Annotated in this window: 22 protein-coding genes, 1 tRNA gene and 1 pseudogene; 21 read left to right on the top strand and 3 right to left on the bottom strand. The window is 67.3% G+C overall.

The genetic code is table 11. The annotated features are described in order from the left end of the window. The first annotated feature begins 3 nt into the window (after positions 1 to 3). The 9 genes from AC1D29_RS09810 to AC1D29_RS09770 all read left to right on the top strand — a co-directional run bounded on the left by AC1D29_RS09810 (position 4) and on the right by AC1D29_RS09770 (position 7,738). The gene (locus AC1D29_RS09810) at positions 4 to 465 is read left to right on the top strand and encodes an Rrf2 family transcriptional regulator (protein WP_477896664.1); all 462 of its coding nucleotides are present in this window, start codon (positions 4 to 6) and stop codon (positions 463 to 465) included. Continuing rightward, positions 455 to 1,342, top strand: a complete 888-nt coding sequence (locus tag AC1D29_RS09805; protein WP_477896662.1) for an NAD(P)/FAD-dependent oxidoreductase — start codon at positions 455 to 457, stop codon at positions 1,340 to 1,342. The genes AC1D29_RS09810 and AC1D29_RS09805 overlap by 11 nt, the downstream gene beginning before the upstream one ends. Positions 1,343 to 1,532: 190 nt before the next feature. Then, on the top strand, positions 1,533 to 1,874 hold the full coding sequence (locus AC1D29_RS09800) for a PRC-barrel domain-containing protein (protein ID WP_477896660.1): 342 nt from the start codon (positions 1,533 to 1,535) through the stop codon (positions 1,872 to 1,874). A 171-nt stretch (positions 1,875 to 2,045) separates the two neighbouring features. Continuing rightward, positions 2,046 to 2,969, top strand: a complete 924-nt coding sequence (ku, locus tag AC1D29_RS09795) for a non-homologous end joining protein Ku (protein ID WP_477896658.1) — start codon at positions 2,046 to 2,048, stop codon at positions 2,967 to 2,969. Between the two features lie 8 nt (positions 2,970 to 2,977). Continuing rightward, positions 2,978 to 3,769: a tetratricopeptide repeat protein gene (locus AC1D29_RS09790; protein WP_477896656.1), complete on the top strand. Its 792-nt coding sequence runs from the start codon at positions 2,978 to 2,980 to the stop codon at positions 3,767 to 3,769. Continuing rightward, complete coding sequence (ligD, locus tag AC1D29_RS09785) at positions 3,766 to 6,291, top strand: DNA ligase D (RefSeq protein WP_477896654.1); 2,526 nt, start codon at positions 3,766 to 3,768, stop codon at positions 6,289 to 6,291. The genes AC1D29_RS09790 and ligD overlap by 4 nt, the downstream gene beginning before the upstream one ends. Before the next feature lie 158 nt (positions 6,292 to 6,449). Continuing rightward, a complete protein-coding gene (locus AC1D29_RS09780; RefSeq protein ID WP_477896652.1) occupies positions 6,450 to 6,995 on the top strand; it encodes a hypothetical protein in 546 nt (181 codons plus the stop codon). A 151-nt stretch (positions 6,996 to 7,146) separates the two neighbouring features. After that, entirely contained in the window at positions 7,147 to 7,515 is a 369-nt protein-coding gene (locus AC1D29_RS09775; protein ID WP_477896650.1) for a response regulator, read from the top strand. Between the two features lie 146 nt (positions 7,516 to 7,661). Continuing rightward, positions 7,662 to 7,738 (top strand) — tRNA-Met (locus AC1D29_RS09770). Positions 7,739 to 8,045: 307 nt separating this feature from the next. Here AC1D29_RS09770 and AC1D29_RS09765 read toward each other — a convergent pair. Beyond that, positions 8,046 to 8,330, bottom strand: a complete 285-nt coding sequence (locus AC1D29_RS09765; protein WP_477896648.1) for a hypothetical protein — start codon at positions 8,328 to 8,330, stop codon at positions 8,046 to 8,048. A 117-nt stretch (positions 8,331 to 8,447) separates the two neighbouring features. Between AC1D29_RS09765 and AC1D29_RS09760 the strand changes: the two genes are divergently transcribed. Then, positions 8,448 to 9,116, top strand: a complete 669-nt coding sequence (locus AC1D29_RS09760; protein WP_477896646.1) for a response regulator — start codon at positions 8,448 to 8,450, stop codon at positions 9,114 to 9,116. 10 nt (positions 9,117 to 9,126) lie between these two features. Here the strand turns inward: AC1D29_RS09760 and AC1D29_RS09755 are convergent, their stop codons facing one another. Next, positions 9,127 to 9,255, bottom strand: a complete 129-nt coding sequence (locus AC1D29_RS09755) for a hypothetical protein (RefSeq protein ID WP_477896644.1) — start codon at positions 9,253 to 9,255, stop codon at positions 9,127 to 9,129. Between the two features lie 188 nt (positions 9,256 to 9,443). On the opposite strand from AC1D29_RS09755, the pseudogene AC1D29_RS09750 reads away from it, so the two are divergent. The 8 genes and pseudogenes from AC1D29_RS09750 (at position 9,444) to AC1D29_RS09715 (ending at position 17,492) form a co-directional block, all read left to right on the top strand. Further along, a pseudogene (locus AC1D29_RS09750) lies at positions 9,444 to 10,328 on the top strand (STAS domain-containing protein). Between the two features lies 1 nt (position 10,329). Further along, positions 10,330 to 10,719, top strand: coding sequence for an STAS domain-containing protein (locus AC1D29_RS09745; protein WP_477896642.1), 390 nt, complete (start codon positions 10,330 to 10,332; stop codon positions 10,717 to 10,719). Continuing rightward, positions 10,694 to 11,107, top strand: coding sequence for an anti-sigma regulatory factor (locus tag AC1D29_RS09740; protein WP_477896640.1), 414 nt, complete (start codon positions 10,694 to 10,696; stop codon positions 11,105 to 11,107). Before AC1D29_RS09745 ends, AC1D29_RS09740 begins: the two co-directional genes overlap by 26 nt. Before the next feature lie 6 nt (positions 11,108 to 11,113). Continuing rightward, positions 11,114 to 12,136 carry a SpoIIE family protein phosphatase gene (locus tag AC1D29_RS09735; protein WP_477896638.1) on the top strand — a complete coding sequence of 341 codons (1,023 nt, stop codon included), beginning with the start codon at positions 11,114 to 11,116 and terminating at the stop codon, positions 12,134 to 12,136. Next, positions 12,121 to 12,999 (top strand): sensor histidine kinase, encoded by an 879-nt coding sequence (locus AC1D29_RS09730; protein WP_477896636.1) that lies wholly within the window; start codon positions 12,121 to 12,123, stop codon positions 12,997 to 12,999. Before AC1D29_RS09735 ends, AC1D29_RS09730 begins: the two co-directional genes overlap by 16 nt. Next, complete coding sequence (locus tag AC1D29_RS09725; RefSeq protein ID WP_477896634.1) at positions 12,996 to 14,978, top strand: hybrid sensor histidine kinase/response regulator; 1,983 nt, start codon at positions 12,996 to 12,998, stop codon at positions 14,976 to 14,978. The genes AC1D29_RS09730 and AC1D29_RS09725 overlap by 4 nt, the downstream gene beginning before the upstream one ends. An 843-nt stretch (positions 14,979 to 15,821) precedes the next feature. Next, on the top strand, positions 15,822 to 17,186 hold the full coding sequence (locus tag AC1D29_RS09720; protein WP_477896631.1) for a cyanophycinase: 1,365 nt from the start codon (positions 15,822 to 15,824) through the stop codon (positions 17,184 to 17,186). A gap of 105 nt (positions 17,187 to 17,291) precedes the next feature. Continuing rightward, on the top strand, positions 17,292 to 17,492 hold the full coding sequence (locus AC1D29_RS09715; RefSeq protein WP_477896629.1) for a hypothetical protein: 201 nt from the start codon (positions 17,292 to 17,294) through the stop codon (positions 17,490 to 17,492). 102 nt (positions 17,493 to 17,594) lie between these two features. Here the strand turns inward: AC1D29_RS09715 and AC1D29_RS09710 are convergent, their stop codons facing one another. After that, the gene (locus tag AC1D29_RS09710) at positions 17,595 to 20,366 is read right to left on the bottom strand and encodes a TonB-dependent receptor (protein ID WP_477896627.1); all 2,772 of its coding nucleotides are present in this window, start codon (positions 20,364 to 20,366) and stop codon (positions 17,595 to 17,597) included. Between the two features lie 252 nt (positions 20,367 to 20,618). Between AC1D29_RS09710 and AC1D29_RS09705 the strand changes: the two genes are divergently transcribed. The 3 genes from AC1D29_RS09705 to AC1D29_RS09695 are packed head-to-tail and all read left to right on the top strand — an operon-like array spanning position 20,619 to position 24,387. Continuing rightward, positions 20,619 to 21,854 (top strand): cyanophycinase, encoded by a 1,236-nt coding sequence (locus tag AC1D29_RS09705; RefSeq protein WP_477896625.1) that lies wholly within the window; start codon positions 20,619 to 20,621, stop codon positions 21,852 to 21,854. Positions 21,855 to 21,872: 18 nt separating this feature from the next. Continuing rightward, a complete protein-coding gene (locus AC1D29_RS09700; RefSeq protein WP_477896623.1) occupies positions 21,873 to 22,991 on the top strand; it encodes a succinylglutamate desuccinylase/aspartoacylase family protein in 1,119 nt (372 codons plus the stop codon). A gap of 7 nt (positions 22,992 to 22,998) precedes the next feature. Then, a complete protein-coding gene (locus AC1D29_RS09695) occupies positions 22,999 to 24,387 on the top strand; it encodes a YfcC family protein (protein WP_477896621.1) in 1,389 nt (462 codons plus the stop codon). Positions 24,388 to 24,396 lie beyond the last annotated feature (9 nt).

The following is a 24,396-nucleotide window of genomic DNA, read 5'->3' as shown; positions in this document are numbered from 1 at the left end:
TTCATGAAACAAGACAGCCGCCTGTCCGGCATCCTGCACATGCTGCTGCACATGGCCGAGAGCGAGCGCCCCGCCACGTCCGAGGCGCTGGCGCGGGCGATGCGCACCAACCCGGTCGTGGTGCGCCGCCTGATGGCGGGGCTGCGGCGCGCCGGCTTCGTCGCGTCGGCCAAGGGCCATGGCGGCGGCTGGGTGCTGGGCTGCCCGCTGGCGCAGATCACGCTGGGTGACATCCACGCGGCGCTGGGCGCGCCCGCGCTGCTGGCCGTCGGCCACCGCGATGCGCACCCCAGCTGCCTCGTCGAGCAGGCCGTCAACGGCGCGCTGGGCCAGGCCTACGAGGCCGCCGAGGCGCTGCTGCTCAAGCGCCTGCACGAGGTGACGCTGGCCCAGCTGTCGCAGGACTTCCACGCGCGCCTGCAGGCCCAAGGCGCCCGCATCGAGGAGATGGATCATGTCGCTTGACGTCATCATCGTGGGCGGCAGCTATGCCGGTCTGTCGGCCGCGCTGCAACTGGCCCGCGCGCGGCGCCGCATCGCCGTCATCGACGCCGGCCAGCGGCGCAACCGCTTCGCCGCCACGTCGCACGGCTTCCTGGGCCAGGACGGACGCGCGCCGGGCGACATCGCGCGGGACGCCCGCGAGCAGCTGCTCGCCTACCCGAGCGTGAGCTGGATAGACGGGCAGGCGCTGAGCGCGCGGCGGCACGGCGATGGCTTCGCCGTCACGCTGGCCGCCCGCGAACTGAGCGCCACCCGGCTGGTGCTGGCCACCGGTGTCATCGACGAGCTGCCAGCCGTCGAAGGCCTGGCCGAGCGCTTCGGCCGCAGCGTCTTCCACTGCCCCTACTGCCACGGCTACGAGCTGCAGCAGGGCGACATCGGCGTGCTGGCGACGGGCGAGTCGTCGCTGCACCAGGCGCTGCTGCTGCCGGACTGGGGACGCGTGACCTTGTTCCTCAACGGTGCCTTCGCGCCCGACGCGGCGCAGGCGGCGGCGCTGGCCGCGCGCGGCGTCGCCATCGAGGCCACGGCCGTCGCGCGCGTCATCGACACCGCGACGCTGGAACTGCGCGACGGTCGCCGCCTGGCGCTGGCGGGCCTGTTCGTTGCCACGCGCACGCGCATGGCCAGCGAACTTGCTTCGCAGCTGGGCTGCGAGTTCGACCACAGCCCCGCCGGCTCCTACATCCGCCGCGACGCGCTGTCGGCCACCACGGTGCCTGGCGTGTTTGCCTGCGGTGACGCCGCACGCGCCTTCGGCAACGTGGCGCTGGCGGTGGGGGACGGCGCGCTGACCGGCGCGGCCACGCATCGCTCGCTGATCCCGGGCCTGGCCTGACGGCCGCCTAACGCCGGTTGCGGGCGGCAGCCAGCGCACGTCGGCCGGCGTCGGTCATGGCCTACATCCAGACTGGGCACATCCCGACCCCGCGGGCCGCCGCCGAGGCGCAAATTGACGGCCTGGTGCACGCACCAGGGTGGCCGGCTCGCCAGCCGCCCCGTCAAGCTCAACCTCACAGGAGCCACTCATGTCTTACCCCACCATCTCTTCATCCAAGGTCGAAGGCACCAACGTCTACAACCTCGAAGGCGACAAGCTCGGCTCGATCGACGACCTCGTCATCGACAAGCGCAGCGGCCAGGTGCGCTACGCCGCACTGGAGTTCGGCGGCTTCCTGGGTGTCGGCACGGACCGCTACCCGCTGCCCTGGAACATGCTGAAGTACGACACCGTCAAGGACGGCTACGTCGTCAACCTCGACAAGGCCCGCCTGGAAAGCGCGCCGCGCTACACCGAGGACGAAGTGCCGACGTACTCGGACGACTACGGTCGCAAGGTCTACGACTACTACGGCTTCCCCTGGATGTGAGGGGCGTGAGCCCTTCGCTGGCCCCCGCCTGCTGAACGCGGGCGGGGTCCCGGCGGTCCCCCGAGGGGACGGCGATGCTTGTGGCGTCGACCCGCAAGCACATCGCCCTGGCGGGCCGCCCTCGGGCGGCCCGGCGCTCGGCCCGCGTAATCAACCGCCAGGGATGTCCGTATGCCCACATCTGCCCGTTCCATCGCCTCGCTGTCGCTGAGCTTCGGCCTGGTGCACGTGCCCGTGAAGCTGTTCTCCGCCACGGAGGCAGGCGCCGAGGTGCGCTTCAACCTGCTCGACAAGGACGGCTCGCGCGTCAAGCAGCAGTACATCAACGAGCGCACCAAGCAGGTGGTCGAGCGCAAGGACATGGTCAAGGGCTACGAGGTCGAGGACAACCGCTTCGTGCTGTTCACGCCGCAGGAGCTCAAGGCGCTCGAGGAGGGCAGCAGCCATGTCATCGAGATCGTCAGCTTCGTGCCGCTGGCGTCCATCGACCCGCTGTACTACGACAAGAGCTACCTGCTGGCGCCCGACAAGCGCGGCGACAAGCCCTATGCGCTGCTGGCGCAGGCGCTGCGCCAGTCCAACCGCTGCGCGCTGGCCAAGTGGGCGTGGAAGGCCAAGCAGTACGTCGTGCAGATCCGTGCCAATGACGACGGGCTGATCCTGCAGCAGCTGCGCTACGCCGAAGAAGTCAGGTCGCTGGCCGACCTGGACATTCCCAAGGCCGAGGTGTCCAAGAGCGAGTTGCAGCTGGCGCTGCAACTGGTCGAGCAGATCGCCGCGGACACCTTCGAGCCGGGCGAGTTCCAGGACGAGGAGAAAGCGCGCGTGCTGGCCGCCATCGAAGAAAAGGTCAAGGGCAAGGAGATCGTTGCGTCCGCCCACGCGGAGGACGGCCCGGCCGGCAGCGGCCAGGTCATCGACCTGATGGACGCGCTGCGCGCCAGCCTGGGCGGCGCCAAGCGCCCGGCCAAGGCCGGCAAGCCCGCGCCCTCCAACGTGACGGCGCTGAAGACCGCGCCGGCACGCAAGGCGGCCAAGCGTGTCGCGGTCGAGCCCGAAGCCGCGCCGGCGCCGCGCAAACGCGCTCAGAAGTAGCGCCGCGCATGGGCTCGGACGCGCCCTACCCGCTGCGCCAGGCCCTGCGCCTGACCGGCCTGTCAAAGCGCCTGCTCGACGCGCTGGTCGAGCAAGGCGTCATCGCGCCGCGCGAAGGGCAGCGCTTCACGCATCAGGACATCGTCGTGCTGCGCACCGCCAAGGCCTTGCGTGACGCGGGCGTGCCAGCGCGCAAGGTGGTCCAGGCCCTGCACAACGTCAAGGCCTCACTGGCGCCCGGCGCGCTGTCGGGCGTGCGGCTGCGCGCCCACGCCGGCGGCGTCGAGGCGCGGACGCGGGACCAGCAGCGTATCGACGCCCACACCGGTCAGGCCCTGCTCCCTTTCGATGACGAGCCCGCGCCCGGCGGCGTCCGGCCGCTGGCCGCCGAGCCCGACGCCGCGCAATGGCTGCGCCAGGCCGTGTCGCTGGAAGCCAGCGACAGCGCCGCCGCCGAGGACGCGTACCGGCATGCCATCGAGATGGACCCTTGCTGCGCGACCGCCTACGTGAACCTCGGCGCGCTGTTGTGCGAGACGCAGCGCTGCGAGGAGGCCGTCGCGTTGTACGAGCAGGCGCTCGACCATTGCGAGCCCACGCCGCTGGTGCACTTCAACCGCGCCACCGCGCTGGAAGACGTCGGCCGGCCGCACCAGGCCGTCGCCGCCTACGAGCGCGCGCTGGCGCTGGAGCCTGGCCTGGCCGACGCCCACTACAACCTCGGCGTGCTGCTGGAGCGCCTGGGCGACCACCAGGGCTCGCTGCGTCACTTGAACGCCTACCGGCGCCAGCAGCCATGAAGAAGGCTGCCGACACGCCGCTGGCGCGCTACAACGCCAAGCGCGACTTCAGCGCCACCACCGAGCCGGCGGGCAAGGCCGCGCGCAAGGCCGGCAAGGTGAAGAAGGCGCTGGGCTTCGTCATCCAGAAGCACTGGGCCTCGCACCTGCACTACGACTTCCGGCTGGAGCTGGACGGCGTCATGCTGAGCTGGGCCGTGCCCAAGGGGCCCAGCTTCGACCCAGCCGTCAAGCAGATGGCCATCCACGTGGAAGACCACCCGGTCAGCTACAACACGTTCGAGGGCCGCATCCCCAAGGGCCACTACGGCGCCGGCACCGTCATCATCTGGGACCGCGGCACTTGGACGCCAGTGGGCGACCCGCGCGAGGGGCTGGAGAAGGGCAAGCTCATCTTTCACCTGCACGGCCAGAAGCTGGCCGGCCTGTGGGAGCTGGTGCGCATCTCCAAGCCGGGGCAGTTCAAGCAAGACCATTGGCTGCTGCTGAAGAAGCGCGGCGACGCCTGGGCCCGGCCGGGCGCCGAGTACGACGTCATCACCGCACTGCCGGACAGCGTCGTCGAGAAGCCGCTGGGCCTGGTCGAGGCCCGCGAGCCACGCGGCGTGCAGGCCGCGCCTGCCGCCGCGGCACCGGACCTGTCCAAGGCCGTCAAGGCCGCGCTGCCGCAAGCGCTGCAGCCCCAGCTGGCCACGCTGGCCGCCGCAGCACCCGTGGACGGCGACTGGGTCGTCGAGAGCAAGTTCGATGGCTACCGCCTGCTGGCCCGCAGCGCCGCCGGCAAGGTGCGGCTGTTCACGCGCCAGGGCAACGACTGGACGACCCGGCTCAAGCCGCTGGCCGACGCGCTGCAGGCGCTGAAGCTGGGCAGTTGCTGGCTGGACGGCGAGATCGTCGTCATGAACGAGCAGGGCTTGCCGGACTTCAACCGCCTGCAGAACGCCATCGACAACGCCCGCAGCGAGGACATCGTGCTGTTCCTGTTCGACCTGCCCTTCCACGGCGGCCGCGACCTGCGCGCCGTGCCGCTGCGCAGCCGCCGCGCCGTGCTGCAGCAACTGCTGGACGGGCGCACGAGCGAGCGCATCCGCTTCAGCGACGCGCTGCCGGCCTCGCCCGCGCAGATGCTGGCGGCGGCCTGCCAGCTGGGCCTTGAGGGCGTCATCGTCAAGCGCGCGGATTCGCCGTATGCCTCGCGGCGCAGCGACAGCTGGCTCAAGCTCAAGTGCCAGCGCCGCCAGGAGTTCGTCGTCATCGGCTTCACCGACCGCACGAATTCAGCCAAGGAGGTTGGTGCGCTGCTGCTGGGCTATCACGAGGGCGGCAAGCTGCGCTCGGCGGGCTCGGTCGGCACCGGCTGGTCGACGGCACAGGGCCGCGAGCTGCACCGCCAGCTGCTGGCGCTGCAGACTGACCAACCCAGCGTCGACGCGGCCGAGCTGTTGCCGGGGCGCTGGTCCCGGCGAGCGCGCGGCAGCGAGCGCTGGGTCAAGCCCAAGATGGTCGTCGAGGTGGCCTTCGGCGAGTGGACGCCGGACGGCCATATCCGGCATGCCAGCTTTCGCGGCGTGCGCGCCGACAAGCCCGCCAAGGCCATCACGCGCGAGGCCGCGCCAGCGCCAGCGCCGGCCGACGACGCACGCAAGACCGGCATCAACATCACCCACCCCGACCGCGTCGTCGACACCTCCACCGGCCTGCGCAAGATCGACCTGGTGCGCTACTACGAGAGCGTGGCCGAGTGGATGCTGCCGCACCTGCGCCAGCGGCCGGTGTCGCTGGTGCGCGCGCCGCAGGGCATCGCCGGCGAGCTGTTCTTCCAGAAGCATTCCGAGGCCAGGATGGCCGGCGTCACCGAACTGGACGCCGCGCTGTCACCTGGCCATGCGCCGCTGCTGTGCATCAACCAGCTCGAAGGCCTGATCAGTGCGACGCAGATGAACGTCGTCGAGTTCCACACCTGGAACGCCACCGTCAAGCACATCGACCGGCCCGACCGCGTCATCTTCGACCTCGACCCTGGCGAAGGCGTCAGCTGGGCGCAGCTGCAGGAGGCCGCGCTGCTGATGCACACGATGCTGGAGACGCTGGGCCTGCAGAGCTGGTTGAAGACCAGCGGCGGCAAGGGCCTGCACGTGGTGGTGCCACTGACGCCCAGGCTCGATCACGACGCGGTTAAGGACTTCTCTCGCGCCGTTGTCGCGCACATGGCCAAGACCATCCCGCAGCGCTTCGTGGCCAAGAGCGGGCCCAGCCGGCGCGTCGGCAAGATCTTCATCGACTACCTGCGCAACGGCCACGGCCAGACCACCGCGGCGGCCTTCTCGGCGCGCGCGCGGCCGGGGCTGGGCGTGTCCATGCCGGTGGCCTGGGAGCAGCTGCCGTCGCTGAAGAGCGGCGCGCACTGGACGGTGCGCACGGCGCGCGAATACCTGTCCTTCGCGGGCACCGACCCCTGGTCGGCGTACTGGAAAACCAAGCAGTCGCTGACCTCAGCGACCAAGCGTTTGCAAACCGCCTGACGACGCGGGCACGCCGTTTGCGCCGTGCACCCAAAGCATGCGGTCTTGTCCGACGCACATGGCACCGTGGCGCTGACACCTTGCAGCGTCTCGTTTCCCTACTCTGCCAGACGGGGCAACCCCGTTGCCGCCAACCCATCAATTCCAAGGAGAACACGATGACCCGATTCACTGCTTCCCGCCTGTTGTGTGCCCTTGCCCTGGTCGGACTGGCCGGTGCCGCCTCGGCCAACATCACCAAGCCTGTCTACTCGACCGCCAAGGATGAACTCAAGGCGATGTACAAGACCGAGCGCGACAGCTGCGGCTCGATGTCGGGCAATGCCAAGGACGTCTGCGTCGAACGCGCCAAGGGCCATGAGAAGGTCGCCCTCGCCCACCTCGAATACCAATACACGGGCACGACCAAGGACCGCAACGACTACCTCGAAGCCCGCTACGAGGCCAAGTACAAGCTGGCCAAGGAAGCCTGCGACGACAAGTCCGGCAATGCCAAGGACGTCTGTGTGGCCGACGCCAAGGCTGCCCACGACAAGGCCAAGGCCGACTTGAAGGCCAACAAGGCTGTCGCCGAGGCGCAGAACGACCAGATGGAAGCCAAGCTCAAGGCCGACTACAAGGCCGCCAACGAGCGCTGCGACTCGCTGTCCGGCGACGCCAAGGACAGCTGCCAGGCCAGCGCCAAGGCCCGCTACTTCCAGTGACCCCCAGCCGCGACCCGGGCGCCGCCCTTGCCCGGGTGATGCGGCAGATCGATGAGCCGTTGTCAGGCCCGGTCACCACCGGGCACGGTACTTGCCATCTCTCCTGCGTTACGAACGGTGTCAGATGACACCTATTGCTAGGAGCGATGTCATGTCGACTGATGATTTCCGCGTCGTGCTGGTCGATGACGACATAGACGCCTGTGAGACGCTGAGCAGCTTGCTGACGATAGACGGCTACAGCGTGCGCATCGCCACCACGGCCAAGGACGCGATGACGGCCGTGGACGAGTACCAGCCCATCTGCGCCGTGGTCGACCTCGGCTTGCCTGACATCGACGGCTGCGAGCTGTCAAAGCGCTTGCGCCGACAATACGGGCCCGATCTCGTACTGATCGCGCTGACCGGCCGCCGCGAGCAGGAGGAGCACAACCTGGCCTTGGCCTCCGGCATCGACCACGTGCTGTGCAAGCCACTGTCGCTGGAAAAGCTCCGGCGCTTTTTCCCGCCCAGGGTCTGATTTACCGGCAATCCTTGCCGACTCGCACGCTGGAGACCGGCCTTTCGCGCCAGAGGCGAGTTCAGCGCTCGGCTCACGGCCCCGTGCAGGCGCAATAAGCGAATTTGCCGAACCCGCAGAAAGTCGTGTATACTGCTAGCTTCAGTCGCGGGGTGGAGCAGTCTGGTAGCTCGTTGGGCTCATAACCCAAAGGTCGTAGGTTCAAATCCTGCCCCCGCAACCAAGAAATACAGAGTCCTGTGAAGGACTTAGCAAAGCCCGCCAAGTGCGGGCTTTGTCTTTTCAGAATTCCGTGGCCCATCTTTGGCCTGAACGTAGCCCGCCAAAGTTACGGGCTTTGCCCGAACGACCATTGGGTTGCAGCGATTGCCGTCATCCGCGGCATGTGGCCGGATTCGGGTTCTGGACGCAGGCCGACCTTGGCGCAGCTATCGACGCGGCAGCGCCGATGTCCGGCTCCCTAAGAAGACGATCGCCAACGAAGGCCGGCCAGTGACGCAATGGCACGGGCTCTGAGCGCCTCCGGTAAGTCAACCCGCTCGACGCGCTTCGCGTGCCAGGGTCTCGTTGACCTGTTCCAGCTTGTCGGCGGATTCGTTGAGGCGTTCCTCAACCTTCTTCGTCTCGGCGACTGCCCGCTTGACGTCACCGTCACCCGCGCTCTTGGCGAGCTTGGTATCCAGGACTGCATGCACGACCGCCAAATCGTCAGCGGCGCGCTCAACTTCCTCGGTGGCTTCCTTGTTCTTGGTGAGTGCTTCGTCAAGGGGGGATGCATCCCGCTGCCCCTGCGAATCCGGCAAATCGTCCGACATGGCGTCTCCTTGAGTAGCGTGGTACGCCGGCCCACTTGGTACGGCGGCAGCGCGTCGTCCTACATTATGGACACGCCACGCCCGGTATAAACGTCCTGCCATTTGGGCGCCGGTTGGATGAACATGACTATCGCGACGATCCTGATCGAAGATAGTCCCACGATCCGTTCGGAGTTGATTCCGGCCTTGGCGGAGTTTGCGGATGTCGAAGTCATCGCCACCGCCGAGACGGCAGATCAGGGCATTGCGGCGCTGAATGCGCATGCGGACGCATGGCGACTTGCCATAGTCGACATGTTGTTGAAGGCAGGCAACGGCCTCCAGGTACTGCGCGCCGGAAGAAAGCGGCGCAGCGATCAATACATGATCGTTCTGACCAACTATGCGACGCCGGAAATTCGCCGAAAGTCGAGTGAGTGCGGCGCTGACGCAGTGTTCGACAAGTCGACCGAGATCGACCAGTTCCTGGAACTGTGCAGGCAATACTCAAGCGACCAGGCCCCTCAATCTTCTAATGCACCAGGCGCCCCCTCGCCCGGCGACGGCGATAAGGAATCGCCGGCCGGCGAAAAGGTGATTGGCGTCGAAGAGCTGATAGAGCGCGTTGCCATTGACCGGGTGCTGACCGAGGCCGTCAGCGATTTGGTGGAAAGGAACGCAGCAGCCGTTCGCGACCATCTCCAGAGGCAGAGTCCCGCATCGAAAGAGCCCGCGGGCGACGAGCCAGCATCTGGTCCGGCGGGTCGCGCGAATGGCTCGCCGCCAGAGAACGTGTCTGACGGCTGATGACGGGCTGCTAGAAACCCGCCGTTAGCCTGGCCACGGCCATCGTGAAAGCAGCAGCCACCAGCGCGCACGCAGCGTTGGCCCAGCGCCGCTGCGGCACGCGCTGCGTCGACCCGGCCACCGTTTGCTGCGACAGCATGTCAATCACGGGCCGGCAGGTCGAGCATGGCACCTCGGCACTTGCTGCCCTTGACCGTCAGGCTGCTGCTCATGCAGAAGGAGTGTTGTCTGACACCGCTGCGTGAGTGCGCGGACTACGATGCACGACAGCTCAACGCTGCACATCTCCACGGCCGATGAGGCCGTCCCCCGTTCAGCGAAGAATACATGAAGAAGAAGAACAGTGCGGCCGTCGAAGCTTTGCTGTCCCAGGATCGCGACCAAGTTCTGACCGAATGGCGCGCCGAGCTGGGCAGCAGTTCAGGGAACCGGGGCCTCGGCATCGACATTCAGGGCACGGAACAACTGCTGGACGCCGTGCTTGAAAGCCTGCGCGGCGACGGCACGCTCGACAACTTCGAGGACAAGGCCTGGGACCGGAGTCGCGAGTTCCTTTCGAGCCTGTCGCGCTCGCGCGCCGCACAAGGCTCGACAGCCGCCGACACCAGCCGTTTCGTGCTGGCCTTGAAGAAGCCTCTCTTCTCGGGCCTGCAGCGCACCCTGGTTCATGACCCCGCCGTGCTGGTGGGTGCCGTGTGGGAAGTGTCATCACTGGTCGACGACATGGCCCAGTTCACCGTGACGGCCTACCAGCGCACCCGCGAGGAAATCATTGCCCGCCAGCAGCAGGAACTGTTGGAGCTGTCCACCCCCGTCATCAAGATGTGGGAGGGCGTTCTTGCCGTGCCGATGATCGGCACGCTGGACAGCGGCCGCACGCAGCTTGTCATGTAGGCGCTGTTGCAGCGCATCGTCGACACCGGCTCCACGATCGCCATCATCGACATCACGGGCGTGCCCACCGTGGACACGCTCGTCGCCCAGCATTTGCTCAAGACCGTGACGGCCATCCGCCTGATGGGCGCGGAATGCATCATCAGCGGCATTCGCCCGCAGATCGCGCAGACCATCGTCCATCTGGGCATCGACCTGCAGGGCATCATCACCAAGGCCACGCTGGCCGATGCGTTGTCAGTGGCGCTCAAGCGTGCCGGCTTCGTCGTCAGCCGCGGCAAGTCGCCCTCGGCGCCCTCGGCGTCGTCGGCCGATTGAGATGCAACGCATCCCCATCCTCCAGATCGGCCGGCGGCTGCTGGTCACCATCCAGGTGGACCTGATGGACCAGACCGCACTGGCTCTGCAGGACGACCTGGCCAACAAGATAGAACGCAGCGGCGCGACGGGCGTGTTGATCGACATCTCGGCGCTGGAGATCGTCGACTCCTTCATTGGCCGCATGCTGGCCAGCATCTCCGGCATCGCCAGCGTGCTGGGCGCGACCTCGGTGGTCGTCGGCATGCAGCCGGCGGTGGCCATCACGCTCGTCGAGTTGGGGCTGTCCCTGGATGGGGTTCGCACCGCACTCAATGTCGAGCGCGGCATGGAATTGCTCAGGCAGGCAACCCAGGAGCCGTCCGATGACCACGAATCCGACGGGCAATGAAGGCAGCGTGCCGATCCGCAGCGAGACAGACGTCGTCACGAGCCGGCAACTGGTGCGCAAGCTGACACAGCAGCTCAACTTCTCGCTGGTCGACCAGACCAAGATGATCACCGCGGCCAGCGAGCTGTCGCGCAACACCCTCATCTACGGCGGCGGCGGCGACATGACATGGAAGCTGCACAAGGAGGGCCTGCGCGACGGCCTGACGCTGTCTTTCATCGACCAGGGCCCCGGCATTCCCGACCTGGACTTGGCCATGAAGGACGGCTGGACATCCGGTGGCGGGTTGGGCAAGGGCCTGTCCGGGAGCAAGCGCCTGGTGAACGAGTTCGAACTGGTGTCGACTGTCGGCCAGGGTACCCGCGTGACCATCACGCGCTGGAAGTAGCCGGCGATGCGACCGTATCAGCGGTTTGCCATCGAGCATGCGAGCCAGGTTGGCGAGGTTCGCCGCGCCGCACAGGTGCTGGCGACGGAGCTCGGGTTCGAGGAAACCGCCGCCGGCCGCCTGGCCCTGGGCGTGACCGAGCTCGGTACCAACCTCGTCCGGCACGCCGGTGGCGGCGCCCTGCTGCTGGGCCTGGACGGCGATGCGGTCGAACTGCTGTCGCTGGACACGGGTCCGGGCATGAATGTCGAACGCTGCCTGCAGGACGGCTTCTCCACCGGCGGAACTGCGGGCACCGGGTTGGGCGCCGTCAAGCGGATCGCCAACCGCTTTTCTGCGTTCTCCCTGCCGCAACGCGGTGCGGTGATCGCTGCCCGATTCGAAGGCAAGGCTCCGGGTGTCGCCACGCCTGGCCCGGGCCTGAGCGTCGCCGGCATCAGCCTGGCTGCGCCGGGCGAACGGGTGTCCGGCGACGGTTGGGGCCTGCGCGTCAAGGACGGGCGCACGATGCTGCTGATGGCGGACGGCCTGGGTCATGGCCCCGAGGCTGCGGAGGCGTCGGACCTGGCGCTGGCGGTGTTCCAACGCAGCGCCACTGCCGGGCCGGCTGTGCTGCTGGAGGATGCTCATCTCACGCTGCGCAGCACGCGCGGCGCGGCGGTGGCCATGGTCGCCATCGAGCCCGCGCATGACCGGCTGGTGTTTGCCGGCGCGGGCAATGTCACGGGCCGCCTGATCAACGGCGTCAGTGATCGCAGCCTGATGTCTCAGCCCGGCACGCTGGGGCTGCAGATTCGGCGCCTGCAGGAATCGGCCCATGACTGGCCGGATCATGCGATCCTGGTGCTGTTCTCGGACGGCATCGTCTCGCGTTGGAGCCTGGAAGACGCCGGCGGACTGTTGGCCTGCGCGCCCGCCGTCATCGCGGGTTGGATCATCAGGGATCACACCCGAGGACGCGACGACACGACCGTCGTGGTGGTCAAGCGCGACTACGCGGCGGGAGCCGACACATGCCGGAACAGCTAGCCATCGACCTCCCCGCGCTGCAGGCGGCGCTGGCAGACGCGCACGAGCAGATCTTGATGTTGCAGCAGGAGCTGGACGAAACCAACAGCGGCGTGCTCGCGCTCTATGCGGAGCTGGACACGCAGGCCCAGCAGCTGCGCCAGGCCACTGAGCTGAAGAGTCGCTTCCTGGCCTACATGAGCCATGAGTTCCGCACGCCGATCTCATCCATCCGCAGTCTGACGCGCCTGCTGCTGGACCGCGTGGACGGGCCGCTGACGGTCGAGCAGGAACGCCAGATCAACTTCATCCGCACCACCTCGGAAGAGTTTGCGGAGATGGTCAACGACCTGCTGGACCTGGCCAAGGTCGAAGCCGGGCGCATCGACATCTCGCCGGCATGGTTTGAACTCGTCGACCTGTTCGCCGCGCTTCGCGGCATGTTCAAGCCGGTGCTGGTCAATCCGGACGTGCAGCTGGTGTTCGAGGAGCCGCAAGGTGTCGGGCAGCTCTACACCGACAACGCCAAGCTGTCGCAGATCCTGCGCAACTTCATTTCCAACGCCTTGAAGTTCACGACCCGCGGGGAGATCCGCGTGTCGGCCGTGCAGCAGGGTGAGGCCATCACGTTCTCGGTGGCGGACACCGGCCTGGGCATCGCGTCCGAGTTCCATTCGGCCATCTTTCAGGACTTTTCCCAGCTGGACTCGCCCATCCAGAAGCGCCTGCGCGGCACCGGCCTGGGGCTGTCGTTGAGCAAGCGCCTGGCCGAGTTGCTGGGTGGCAGCATCGCCCTGCAAAGCGCAGCGGGTGTGGGTTCGACGTTTTCCGTCACGGTGCCGCTGAAGCTGTCCGACGACGCCAGTGCGGCAACGCAGCCATGAATGAGTCACCCCCCGCCAGCGCCGGCGGCGCCCGCAAGCTGGACCGCTCGCGGCACACGCTGCTGGTCGTGAACGACGACCCAGTCGGCCGGTATGCGACCGTGCGCTTGCTGCAGTCGGCAGGCTTTCCGGTCGTCGAAGCTTCCACCGGCATGGAGGCACTCGCCCTGGCCGACGAGCGGCTGTCGGCGGTCGTGCTGGACATCCACCTGCCGGATATCGACGGCCTGGAAGTGTGCCGGCGTCTTCGCCGCCAGCCCACCACATTCAAGCTGCCCGTGATCCACCTCACGGCGGCCTATCTGACCGACGAGGACAAGGTGCGCGGCCTTGATTCCGGCGCCGATGCCTACCTCACCCACCCCGTGGAGCCGGCGGTGCTGGTCTCAACCATCCAGGCGTTGGTGCGCACCCGCGAGGCCGAGGATGCGATGCGGCACAGCGAGGCGAAGTTCCGCGCCGCTTTCGAGCGGGCGCCCAGCGGCATCTGCCTGGTGGACACGCTGGATGGCCGGCTGCTGGACGTGAACCCAGCCATGCTCGCCCTGCTCGCACGCGAGCAGGTCGCCGGCAGCTTGCTGCTGGACTTCGTCGCACCGGCGGATGCCGAGGTTGCCGCGGTCTTCTTGCACGGCCTGGCCCACGAGACCACGCATGCCGAGTTCCAGCTGGTGCAGCCCGGCGGGGCAGTCCTGCCCATCGAATGGGCCGCCGCGACCTACACCGAGCCCGGCATCGCCATGATCGTGGCGACCGACATGTCGCAGCGCTTGCTGCTGGCCCACCAGCGACAGGAACTGCTGGACCGCGAACGCAGCGCCCGCGGCACGGCCGAGCGACACAACCGGCTCAAGGACGACCTCATCGCAGTGCTCTCGCATGAGTTGCGCACGCCGCTGAATGTCATCCTGAACTGGTCCCTGATGCTGCAAAGGCGCAGTCAACCGGAGCTGCTGGAACGCGGGCTCGCCGCCATCGAGCGCAATGCGCTGATCCAGGCCCGCCTGATCTCCGACATCCTCGACATGTCGCGGCTGAACCTGGGCAAGCTGCCGCTGAACCTCCATTGGATCGACGTCGGCAGCGTGGTCGCAGCCAGCGTGACCGCCGTGCAACCCCTGCTGGAGCGCAGCAAGCACCGCCTGCGCCTTGACCTGGAGCGGGAGGATTTCAAGGTCTGCGCCGACGACGCGCGCATTCAGCAGGTGCTGTGGAACCTGCTCGGCAACGCCATCAAGTTCTCTCCTGCGGGCAGCGAGATCTCGCTGATCCTGCGTGCTGAAATCGATGCTGTCGCCATCACCGTGGCCGATCAGGGCCAGGGCATTGCGAAGGACTTCCTGCCCTTCGTGTTCGATCGCTTTGCGCAAAGCGACGCCGCCAGCAACCGGCAACACTGCGGCCTCGGCCTGGGGCTGGCCATCGTCAAGAACCTTGTCGAGGCGCACGGTGGCCGCGTGGCCGTGGCCAGCGCGGGCGCTGGACATGGGGCGCAGTTCACTTTCTGGCTGCCGGCCCAAAACACGACGAGGCCTGCGGACGAACCGGGAGCGCCGAATGGCCATGCGCCGTTGGACCCCGTGCCCTCGGCTCCCCTGGTGGGGCTGAGGGTGTTGGTGGTCGAAGATGACGAGGAAGCAGGCGCCATGCTGTCCATGATCCTTGGCGAGCAAGGCATGCAGGTGCGGCACGAGACTTCCGTGGACGCGGCGCTGGAAAGCCTCGCCAGCCAGGGCTTCGACCTGTTGATCAGCGACATCGGCATGCCGGGTCGCGATGGCTACGACCTGATCCGCGAACTGCGCAGCCGTGAAGGTGCCGGGCCCCATCTGCCGGCCATCGCGCTCACCGCCTTCTCCCGCGAGGGTGACCGCATCAATGCGCTGGATGCCGGCTTCGACGTGCACCTGGGCAAGCCGCTGCGCCCTCAATCCTTGCTGACGCAGATCCTGCGCATCAGTGGCGCGCGCCAGCCGTGAAGCCGGGGCCAGTCCGCTTCGATCTTCGACATCTTGGCCACGCCAGCCCAGGTTCTTCAGTTCTGCCTGCGTCTGTGCGCCAGGTACGTCGGTGTCCTTGTCCTTGATGCTGAAGACCTTGGTTGGGCGTCACACTGCACTCTCGTGAGCTTCAGGATTGACGTCCTCCGGCCAGTCCGAATCGACGGCCGTCGCCGGCTCGATCGTGTCAGGGCCGGCCTTGCGGAGATCCAGAGGTGCTTTTTGCTGCAAGGTTGGGTCCGGATGAGGGACAGGCGGATCTTGCACGGGTGGCTGGGAGCCGTCCGCGGGAGGGGGATCATTCACAGGAAGATCGCGGCTTGGCTCTGGGCCAGCAGCCACGTCCGAACGGGTCGTTGGTTGTTGCAAACGCTGTGTCATCGCGGTTCCTTGCTTACGGGGCAGGTTGCCCCGGCCCTCTGCACTGCAATCGGCGTTCCCGCCCCCAGCCGCGGGACTCAGCGTTGCTGCTGGCTGACCTCCAGGCTACTGTGGGCGTCCGTCCCTGAGAGACATCCGCGCCTGCGCGCCACGCACGGGCGGTGCGATCAACGTTCACTCGCCACTGAATCAAAAGCGCGACTCGGCGATCCACATCAGTCTCACTTCAGCTCATCGTCAAAAGAGCGCAGAAGACACCCATGATTGAAGCGCCTGCTTGCGGGCGAACCCTGAAGGGACATTCCCTCATGCGGCACGCCGATGCAAGTTCTCGTCGCTGCAACGCAAGTCGCCACCTACCTCCAGACGGCAGCGCTGACTACCGTTGAGACGGGGTTCAAGGCCGCCATTCCGGCGCCCCCCGCTTCGCCTGGAGACCACATGAAACGCTTTCTCGTCAGGACTTGCGCATCCGTCCTGCTGTTCGCTATCGCCACGTCGCCGGCGATGGCCGGCAAGCTCTTCCTGTCCGGCGGGGCCTATGAAGACGCCAACACCGACCTCTTCGTCAACGGCCTGCGCAAGGCGACCGGGCGCGACGGCAGCTTCACACCCAACATCAACAGCACGAACAACTGCGGCACCAATTGGACGACGACGCTGTGCCCGAGGATCGCCGTCATCACGGCCGCCAAGGAAAGCTATGCGCTGGGCCTGGACGCGTTTGAGAACGACATCCCAGCCAGCGGGTCCGCGCCGCTCAAGCGCGGCTACTACAACCTCTTTCAGACGCACGGCTTCAGCCCCAAGCACATCACCGCGCATGTCGACAACTACGGCGTGCATGCCAGCAGCAGCACGACGCAGGGCCAGGCCAACATTGCCCTGATCAACCAGGCCGACGTGGTGTGGATCGTCGGCGGCGACCAGGCGAAGGTCATTCGTACTTTGCTGACCGACAGCGGTGCCGACACAGGCCTGGCAGCCGCGCTGCGCGCGCGTTGGAGCGGCGGCAATGGCAGCATCGTCATCGCGGGCGACTCGGCGGGCAACCATGCGCTGAACGTGAAGATGCATGCTGGCGGCGTCAGCTACGGCTACCTTTACTACGGTGCCGACCTGCCCGATACGCCTGTCACAGGTTGGCAGACGCTGGGCGACACACGGGACGGCACCAGCGCGCTGCGATACCTCGAGAACGGCGCAACGATGAAGGGCCTGGGCTTCCTTCCCGCCGGCATCCTCAGCGACACCCACTTCGACAGCCGTTCCGGCCGGCTGGGCCGCCTCGCCGCGGCGCTGCGAGACCTCAGCGTGCCACAGGGATTCGGCGTCGACGAGAACACCGGCGTGGTCGTCGATACATCCGCGCAGACGGCGACGGTCTATGGCTCGAACAAGCTGCTCGTCGTGGATACCGCGAATGCCAGCGTGCAGACCGGCACGTACTACAAGGTCAACGGCCTGCGCGTCAGCCTGCTGACGCCGGGTGACCGCTACAACTACGCCAGCAAAGTTGTCACCAGCACCAAGGCCGCCATCGGCACGGCCTACTACTACGGCAGTGCCTACGATTCGGCAGACATCTTCGCGGCGCTGGAAACTTCCGGATCCCTGACGCATGTCGTCGACCAGGTGCCGACGATCAACATCGGCACGGCGCCCGTTCCCGTCTACGGCAGCGGCCCCAGCTACCCAGGCGGCTCGCCGGTCATCAAGCTGCGCTTCACCCGCGACGCCACAAGCAAGGGTTACTACAGCAGCGGCAAGTACACCGTCGACAAGGTCAAGGTCGACATCTACTGACCGGCCGCACTGCAGGCGTAGCCCCCCGAGCGCAGCCTGATCTTTGCTGCCCTGCCGTCGGCCTGCGTCGGCCAGGTCAAGGCCGGCAGCCGCTCGCTGCGGGTGGTGCTTTTCGACATCCCCCAAGCCAGCCAGGCCGACATCCAGCTCAGGCCCTTCGCCCGCATCGCTCGGACGCCTGAACAGCGCGAGGCCGACCTGACCATCAGCTTCGCCACCGCAGCCCTCGCTCGAACCGCCCTGCCCCTCGGCCCGGTTCTGCGCGTCGACTCACCCATCGTCACACGCTCGGGCTGGCCGTTCTGACGCAGATCAAGGTCGCGCTCGCGCAGCACAAGCCGATGCAGCGGGATTGAAAATATGAAAAGGGCGCCAGCATCGCTGGCGCCCTGGCACGAGGCTGGCGGGTCAGCGGAACTGGTAGCTCAGGCTCGCAAAGTAGCTGCGGCCGCGCGGGTCACCGTAGGTCGGGTCCCAGGTGACCTGGAAGTACCGGGACTGGTTGGTGAAGGGCGGCGCCGTGTCGGCCACGTTGAGCACGCCGGCGCGCAGACGCAGGGCCGGCGTGATGCGGTAGCTGGCGGTCACGTCCCACAGCGAGTAGGGCTTCACGTCGCGGTCGTTCCACTCGGGTGCGGCCAGGCCGGGTGTGTTCTGGTCGGTGTAGCCAGAGAGGTAGTTGTTGGCCACGGTCACGCCAAAGGGGCCGGCTTCCCAATCCACCGTCAGCTTGTGGCGCCAGCGCTGCACGGCCTTGTCGTCGCGGAACTTGGCCAGACCGCTGACCATCGGCGAGCGCGGATCGGTGTTGAACTTGTAATCGGTGACCAGCGTGCCGGCCAGCGTGGCGCCGAACCGGCCGAACTCGGTCGCCTCCCCACGCCAGGACAGCGACAGATCCAGGCCGGACGTCTTGAGCTTGCCGCGGTTCTCCTTCTTGACCATCACGGTTTCGACGATGCCATCCGAGAATCGCTTCACGATCGTCGGGTCGTTGTAGTAGACAGGGTTGGTGAAGATGGTCTCTTCGCCGATCTCGGAAATGATGTCGGTCTTGCGAATGGTCCAGTAGTCGACGCTGCCGTTCCAGCTGGGCGATGGCTCGAACACGAGGCCGATGTTGAACTGCTTGGACTTCTCCGGCTTCAGCTCCGGATTGGAGAAACGGTCCACCACCATTTGTGCGACCTCCCCTGACACCGGGTCCCTCACGAAGCTGGCGGTGATGCCATTGCGCACCGGGCGGAACAACTCCGAGACGGTCGGCGCACGAAACCCCGTGCCGTAGGACGTGCGCGCCAGCAAGGCGCGGTCGGGACGGAAGCTCAATCCCACCTTGGGATTGGTGGTGCTGAGCTTGGGCGACGTCGTCTTGGTCGCCTCGTCGTAGACGCCGTCGTAACGGTCGTGGCGAATCGCAAACTGCCCTTCCCATTGCTTGCTGAACGGCGCGCTCAACTCGGCGAACACGCCCATCACATCGCGCTTGTGGTGGGTGTCGGCCAGCAGCGGGCCGGAGCTGGAGCGGTCGTTGTTGACATCGTTGCCCTTGAGCGCATCGGTGGCATGGAACTGCAACTTCTCGCGGCGCAGTTCCGCCCCCATCGCCAGCATCAGGTCGCCGCCATCCAACGCGGCCAGCGCCCGGGTCAGCTTGCCGTCGATGCTGGTGCTGCTGCCTTCGGCCACCCGCGCCGCACCGTCGACGCGGATGGCGTTCATGAACGCGCGGCCGGCCGACGAATCGTTGGCGCGTTGGAACGGGTTGTACTGGCCCGCCTTCAAACCAGCCTCCAGCTTGCTGAACGACACCCAGCCGTCCAAGTTGGTGTCGGTGGCCTTGTTCACGCTGTAGTTCAGCGCCGTGTCGTAGTCCCACTCACCGAAGCGGCCCACCGCGCCGGCCACCAGGCGGCTCGCCTCGCTCTTGACCCGGCTGACGCGCTTGCCGGCATCCTCCAGGCGGAAGCGGAAGTCGACCGCGCCTGTGACGCCAGTGACGGCCTGCAGCGAAGCCGGCAGGCTGATGCCCGAGGCGGTGCGAAAGCGGGCCGTGGCTGGCGAGGCCGAGTAGTCGGTGTCGGTCTTGGCAAACAGCGCCTCGACGAAGACCTGGTGTTCGTCAGCCACCTGGAAGGTGGCACGCCCGACGACACTGGCCTTGTCGGATTTCGGATAGATCTCGGAGCCGGCCACGTAGTCGTACGAGCATCCTTCACGGCCGCCCAGCCCCGACGGCTGCACGGAGTTGGGGTTGATGCCACCCGAGCAGGATGCCTTGCCGAAGTTGACACGGCGCGAGCCGGAATTGACGCCTCCGGGGTTCCAGGTGCCGTTGGCGTTGCTGCCCTTGAGCGCCGTGGCCGGATTGGCCAGCACGAAGGCATTCAACGCGGTCAGTTGGGCCGACGTGAGATCGACGTTTGCCGGAAAGCTGTTGCTGGACGTTTGCGGCGGCAGCCGAGTGGGCAGGCTGTACTCCTGGATGAACTTGCGCTGACTGGCGTCCAGCGCGCCCAGCTTCTGCACGTCCAGCGCAGCGAACACATTGAAGCGGTCCCTGGCCAGATCGCCGAAACCCGCGGACACGGACGCCGTCGTCTTGCCAGCGCCCCCTTCCTCGGTGCGCAGCGCATAGGTGCTCAGGTCGAGGCCCTGGTAGTCCTTGCGCGTGATGAAGTTGATGACACCACCCATCGCGTCGGTGCCGTAGATGGCGGAGGCACCGTCCTTCAGCACTTCCACGCGCTGGATCGCGCCGGCCGGGATGTTGTTCAGGTCGACACCGGCGTTGTCGCCAGGGCTTGCGAAGTTGGCGAGGCGCCGGCCGTTGAGCAGCACCAGCGTGCTGGACACGCCCAGGCCGCGCAGGTTAGCGCCATTGAAGCCGCGTTGCGCGCCCGACTGGTCGGAGATGCTGGCGCCGTCGGTCAGGCCGCCGACGTTGGACGTGATCTTGGCCAGCAACTCGGCTGCGGTCGTCACGCCGGCTTTGTCGATGTCGGCGCGCTTGACGACTTCCACCGGCAGCGCGGCCTCGCCGTCGATGCGTTTGATGCTGGAACCGGTGATCTCGACGCGTTCGAGCTTTTGCTCTTGCGCGTGGGCGGGCGCCGCCGCGGCGGCGAGCAGCGCGGCGTGCGCCAGCGCATGCAGGGTGAAGGAACGGGCTTGGGTCATGAAGGCCTCGGTGTTCTTTGATGAGTGGAGCGAACGCCGTTCAGGTTAGGGATGGGCTCCCGCACTTGCCTATGGGGTTTGGGCGTGCAGGTCGCTTGCACGCAAATGCGCGTCGCTTCGCTGCAATCACGTGGCGCGGCACCACCACGGCTGCACCGGCCTCTTGCGTAGATGCGACATGGAATTGCGTGCGCAGCCCCAACGGGGTGCAACCCGCTGTCGAGCCCGCAGACGCACTGACAAGATGACGCCATGCGAAGTCTCCTGTCTGCACTCCTTGCCGTCGCGCTGCTGGCACTTTCCCCTCAGGCCCAAGCCCAAGGCACGGCCATCGTCATCGGCGGCGCGCTCAAGTTCGACAACGACGTGGTCTGGCAACGCATCGTCGACGAGGCCGGCGGCACCGGTGCGCGCATCGCGGTCTTCGCCACGGCGGCCGCCAACCCGGACCGCAGCGCGGCACAGATCGTCGCGGCCTTGAACCAACGCGGCGCGCGTGCGCAGGCCATCCCCGTGGCACCGCGCCTGAAGCAGGTCGATCTGCAGGCCAGCCTCAACGACCCGGCGCTGATCGCGAGGGTGGCGGCATCGCGCGCCGTGTTCTTCTCCGGCGGCGCGCAGGAGCTCATCGTCGACACGCTGCTGCCTGGTGGCGAACCCACCGCCATGCTGAAGGCCATCCGCCAGGTGAAGGAAGGTGGCGGCGTCGTGGCCGGCACCAGCGCGGGCGCCGCGGTGATGAGCCGCATGATGTTTCGCGACGCCCAGGACAACCTGCAGATCCTCAAGGGCATCTGGCGCGAGGGCAAGGAATACGACCGCGGCCTGGGCTTCGTCGGGCCCGACCTCTTCATCGACCAGCACTTCCTCAAGCGCGGCCGCATCGGCCGCATGCTGCCGGCCATGCGTGCCCTTGGCTACAGGCAGGGCCTGGGCATCGAGGAGAACTCGGCCGCTGTCATCAAGGGTTCGGTCGTCGAGATCATCGGCGCGCGCGGCGCGCTGTTCGTGGACCTCGCAGATGCAACCTCCGACGCTCACCAGCCGGCCTTCAACCTGCGCGGCGCGCAGCTGAGCTACCTGGACCGCGGCGACTTCCACGACCTCGCGAGCGGCATCACCACGCCGGCGCCGCACAAGCTGCGCGAGGCCCGCATCGACCCCGCGGCCAGCGACTACAAGCCCTACCTGCCGAGCGACGGCTTTGTGCTGGACATCCTCGGCGACGGCAGCATCGTCAGCGCGATGGCCCAGTTGCTGGACAGCCCCGCGCAGGAAATTCGCGGGCTGGCGTACCGCGCGCACCCGCGCGGCGACGACCCGTCGCCCCACGTGGGCTACGAGTTCCGGCTTTACAGAGGACCCGGCCTGGTCGGCTGGTTCAGCGGCGCCCTGGGCGGCGAGGACTACACCGTGCTGAAGGCCCGCCTGGATGTGACACCCGTGCGAGTCGCCAACCCCCTCTACGCCCCGCTGGCCAAGAACTGATCTCCCTCTCGCTCGCCGATGCAAACCACTTTCCACGATCTGCCATCGCCCAGCGCCGGCACCCTGCGCCGCTTGCGCAGCCTGCACTTTGGCCGCCGCACCTCGGGTCGCAAGGCCTATTTCCAGGCGGCATTGCATGCTGACGAAGTGCCGCCACTGCTCGTGGCCCAGGCACTGATCGAGCGCCTCGCCGCCCTCGATGCCGCGGGCGCCATTGCCGGCGAGATCGTGCTGGTGCCCATGGCCAATCCCATCGGCCTCGCGCAGGACCTGCAAGGCTCGGCCCTGGGTCGGTTCGACCTCGGCACCGGTGTCAATTTCAACCGCCGCTTCCGGCACCTCACGCCGGCGCTGATCGGCAAACTCGAAGGCCGCCTCGGCCCCGACGCGCGGCACAACACCCGGGCCATCCGCGCCTGCAGCCACGAGCTGCTGGCGGCGTGGCAGACCACCTCCGAGACTGAGTCGCTGAAGCAGCTGCTGCAGACGCTGGCGCACGATGCCGACCTCGTGCTGGATCTGCACTGCGACAACCAGGCCATCGTCCACCTCTACACCGGCACGGCCCAGGCCCAGGCGTTTGCCCCGCTGGCCGCCTACCTGGGCGCGCAGGCCTTGTTGACCAGCGAGGTGTCCGGCGACGAACCCTTCGACGAATCGGCCAGCCGGATCTGGTGGGAACTGGCCGCGCACTTCGGCCAGGCTCACCCCATCGACCCACACGGCTGCCTGGCCGCCACGGTGGAGCTGCGCGGCGAGACCGATGTCAGCCACGAGCTGGCGGAACACGACGCCGATGCGCTGGTGGCCTTTCTGCAGCACCTGGGGCATGTCGATGGCGCCGCGCCGCCGCCGCCTGCGGCCTGTGAGGCAACACCGCTGGAAGGTGTGGAACCAGTGATTGCTTGCGTGCCCGGCATCGTCGTCTTCGCCAAGGCGCCGGGCGACTGGGTGGAATCAGGCGAGCTGGTCGCCGAGATCCTGGACCCTCTGACCGACGCCCGCACCGCCCTGTACGCCAGCGTCAGCGGCCGCTGCTTTGCGCGAACCGCGCGGCGCTACGCGACGCGCGGCATGCGCTTGGCCAAGATCGCCGGCGCGGTGGCCTTTCGCAGCGGCGCGCTGCTGTCGATGTGAGGCCGCGATGAAGCTGCGCCTGCCCAACACCTACGTGCTGCTGTTTGCGCTGCTAGCCCTGATCGCGCTGGCGACCTGGCTCGTGCCGGGCGGCCGCTTCGAAACCGCGCTCGTCGATGGCAAGAAGGTCGTGGTCGCCGGCAGCTATCACGTGGTCGATGCACGGCCTCAGGGGCTCACGGCGCTGCTGACGGCGCCGATCAAGGGCTTTGTCGAGGCCGCGCTGGTCATTGGCTTCGTCCTCATTGTCGGTGGCGCCTTCGCCGTATTGCAGAAGACAGCGGCCATCGACGCCATGATCAAGGCCGTGGCCCAGGCCCACAGCCGCTCGGCGCTGGTGCGCGCCGCCGTGATTCCCGTCTTCGTCGGCCTGTTTGCCCTGGGTGGCGCCAGCTTCGGCATGGCCGAGGAGGCCATCCCCTTCGTGCTGATCTTCATTCCACTGGCGCTGGCGCTGCGCCTGGACACGCTGACCGGCGTGGCGATCCCATTCGTCGGCTCGCAGGTCGGCTTCGCGACCGCCTTCCTCAACCCGTTCAACGTAGGCGTGGCCCAGAACATTGCCGGCGTGCCCATGTTTTCCGGCCTGGGCTACCGCGCCCTGTGCTGGACCGTCGCGACCGGCCTCACGGTGGCCTTCCTGCAGTGGTGGGCGGCCCGCATCCGCCGCGATCCCGCGCTGAGCCCCACCTATGAGCTGGACCAGCAACGCCGCGCCACGCTGGACCTGAGCGGCTTCGAGAACTTCGCCGGCATGACCAGACGCGATCGGCTGGTGCTGTGGCTCTTCGCCGCCACGCTGGCGGCGATGATCTTCGGCGTCGTGCGCTTTGGCTGGTACATCGAGGAGATCGCCGCCCTGTTCCTCGTCATGGCCGCGGCCGTCGGCCTCGTCGCCCGGCTGTCGGCGGACGAGTTGATGGCCGCCTTCCTGCAAGGTGCGAAAGACCTGGTGGGCACGGCCCTCGTCATCGCCCTTGCAAAAGGCACCGTCATCCTGATGCGCGACGGCCAGATCATCGACACGTTGCTGAACGCGCTGGCGCCATGGGTGGCGTCCGACAGTCCGGCATTCGCCGCGCAAAAGATGTTTGCCATCCAGTCGGTCATCAACTTCTTCATCCACTCCGGCACCGGCCAGGCCGCGTTGACCATGCCGCTGATGGCACCCCTGGCGGACCTCGTCGGCATCACGCGCCAGACGGCCGTCCTGGCCTTCCAGTTCGGCGAGCTGACGACGCCCATCATCCCCACCTCCGGCATCACCGTCGGCGTGCTGGCGCTGGCGGGCGTGCGCTTCAGCACCTGGGTCCGGTGGATGCTGCCGTTGCAGGCGATCTACCTCGTCATGGCGCTCGCGCTGCTGACGCCACCCGCACTGATGCGCTGGCAATGAGAACATCGC

Source organism: Roseateles sp. P1_C6 (assembly GCF_056406315.1).
This window is presented reverse-complemented; position numbering and strand designations above follow the sequence as displayed.

Coding starts and splice junctions, on each gene's coding strand:
- AC1D29_RS09810 (WP_477896664.1), top strand. CDS start 4: ATGAAACAAGACAGCCGCCTGTCCGGCATCCTGCACATGCTGCTGCAC.
- AC1D29_RS09805 (WP_477896662.1), top strand. CDS start 455: ATGTCGCTTGACGTCATCATCGTGGGCGGCAGCTATGCCGGTCTGTCG.
- AC1D29_RS09800 (WP_477896660.1), top strand. CDS start 1,533: ATGTCTTACCCCACCATCTCTTCATCCAAGGTCGAAGGCACCAACGTC.
- ku (WP_477896658.1), top strand. CDS start 2,046: ATGCCCACATCTGCCCGTTCCATCGCCTCGCTGTCGCTGAGCTTCGGC.
- AC1D29_RS09790 (WP_477896656.1), top strand. CDS start 2,978: ATGGGCTCGGACGCGCCCTACCCGCTGCGCCAGGCCCTGCGCCTGACC.
- ligD (WP_477896654.1), top strand. CDS start 3,766: ATGAAGAAGGCTGCCGACACGCCGCTGGCGCGCTACAACGCCAAGCGC.
- AC1D29_RS09780 (WP_477896652.1), top strand. CDS start 6,450: ATGACCCGATTCACTGCTTCCCGCCTGTTGTGTGCCCTTGCCCTGGTC.
- AC1D29_RS09775 (WP_477896650.1), top strand. CDS start 7,147: ATGTCGACTGATGATTTCCGCGTCGTGCTGGTCGATGACGACATAGAC.
- AC1D29_RS09765 (WP_477896648.1), bottom strand. CDS start 8,330: ATGTCGGACGATTTGCCGGATTCGCAGGGGCAGCGGGATGCATCCCCC.
- AC1D29_RS09760 (WP_477896646.1), top strand. CDS start 8,448: ATGAACATGACTATCGCGACGATCCTGATCGAAGATAGTCCCACGATC.
- AC1D29_RS09755 (WP_477896644.1), bottom strand. CDS start 9,255: ATGCTGTCGCAGCAAACGGTGGCCGGGTCGACGCAGCGCGTGCCGCAG.
- AC1D29_RS09745 (WP_477896642.1), top strand. CDS start 10,330: ATGCAACGCATCCCCATCCTCCAGATCGGCCGGCGGCTGCTGGTCACC.
- AC1D29_RS09740 (WP_477896640.1), top strand. CDS start 10,694: ATGACCACGAATCCGACGGGCAATGAAGGCAGCGTGCCGATCCGCAGC.
- AC1D29_RS09735 (WP_477896638.1), top strand. CDS start 11,114: ATGCGACCGTATCAGCGGTTTGCCATCGAGCATGCGAGCCAGGTTGGC.
- AC1D29_RS09730 (WP_477896636.1), top strand. CDS start 12,121: ATGCCGGAACAGCTAGCCATCGACCTCCCCGCGCTGCAGGCGGCGCTG.
- AC1D29_RS09725 (WP_477896634.1), top strand. CDS start 12,996: ATGAATGAGTCACCCCCCGCCAGCGCCGGCGGCGCCCGCAAGCTGGAC.
- AC1D29_RS09720 (WP_477896631.1), top strand. CDS start 15,822: ATGAAACGCTTTCTCGTCAGGACTTGCGCATCCGTCCTGCTGTTCGCT.
- AC1D29_RS09710 (WP_477896627.1), bottom strand. CDS start 20,366: ATGACCCAAGCCCGTTCCTTCACCCTGCATGCGCTGGCGCACGCCGCG.
- AC1D29_RS09705 (WP_477896625.1), top strand. CDS start 20,619: ATGCGAAGTCTCCTGTCTGCACTCCTTGCCGTCGCGCTGCTGGCACTT.
- AC1D29_RS09700 (WP_477896623.1), top strand. CDS start 21,873: ATGCAAACCACTTTCCACGATCTGCCATCGCCCAGCGCCGGCACCCTG.
- AC1D29_RS09695 (WP_477896621.1), top strand. CDS start 22,999: ATGAAGCTGCGCCTGCCCAACACCTACGTGCTGCTGTTTGCGCTGCTA.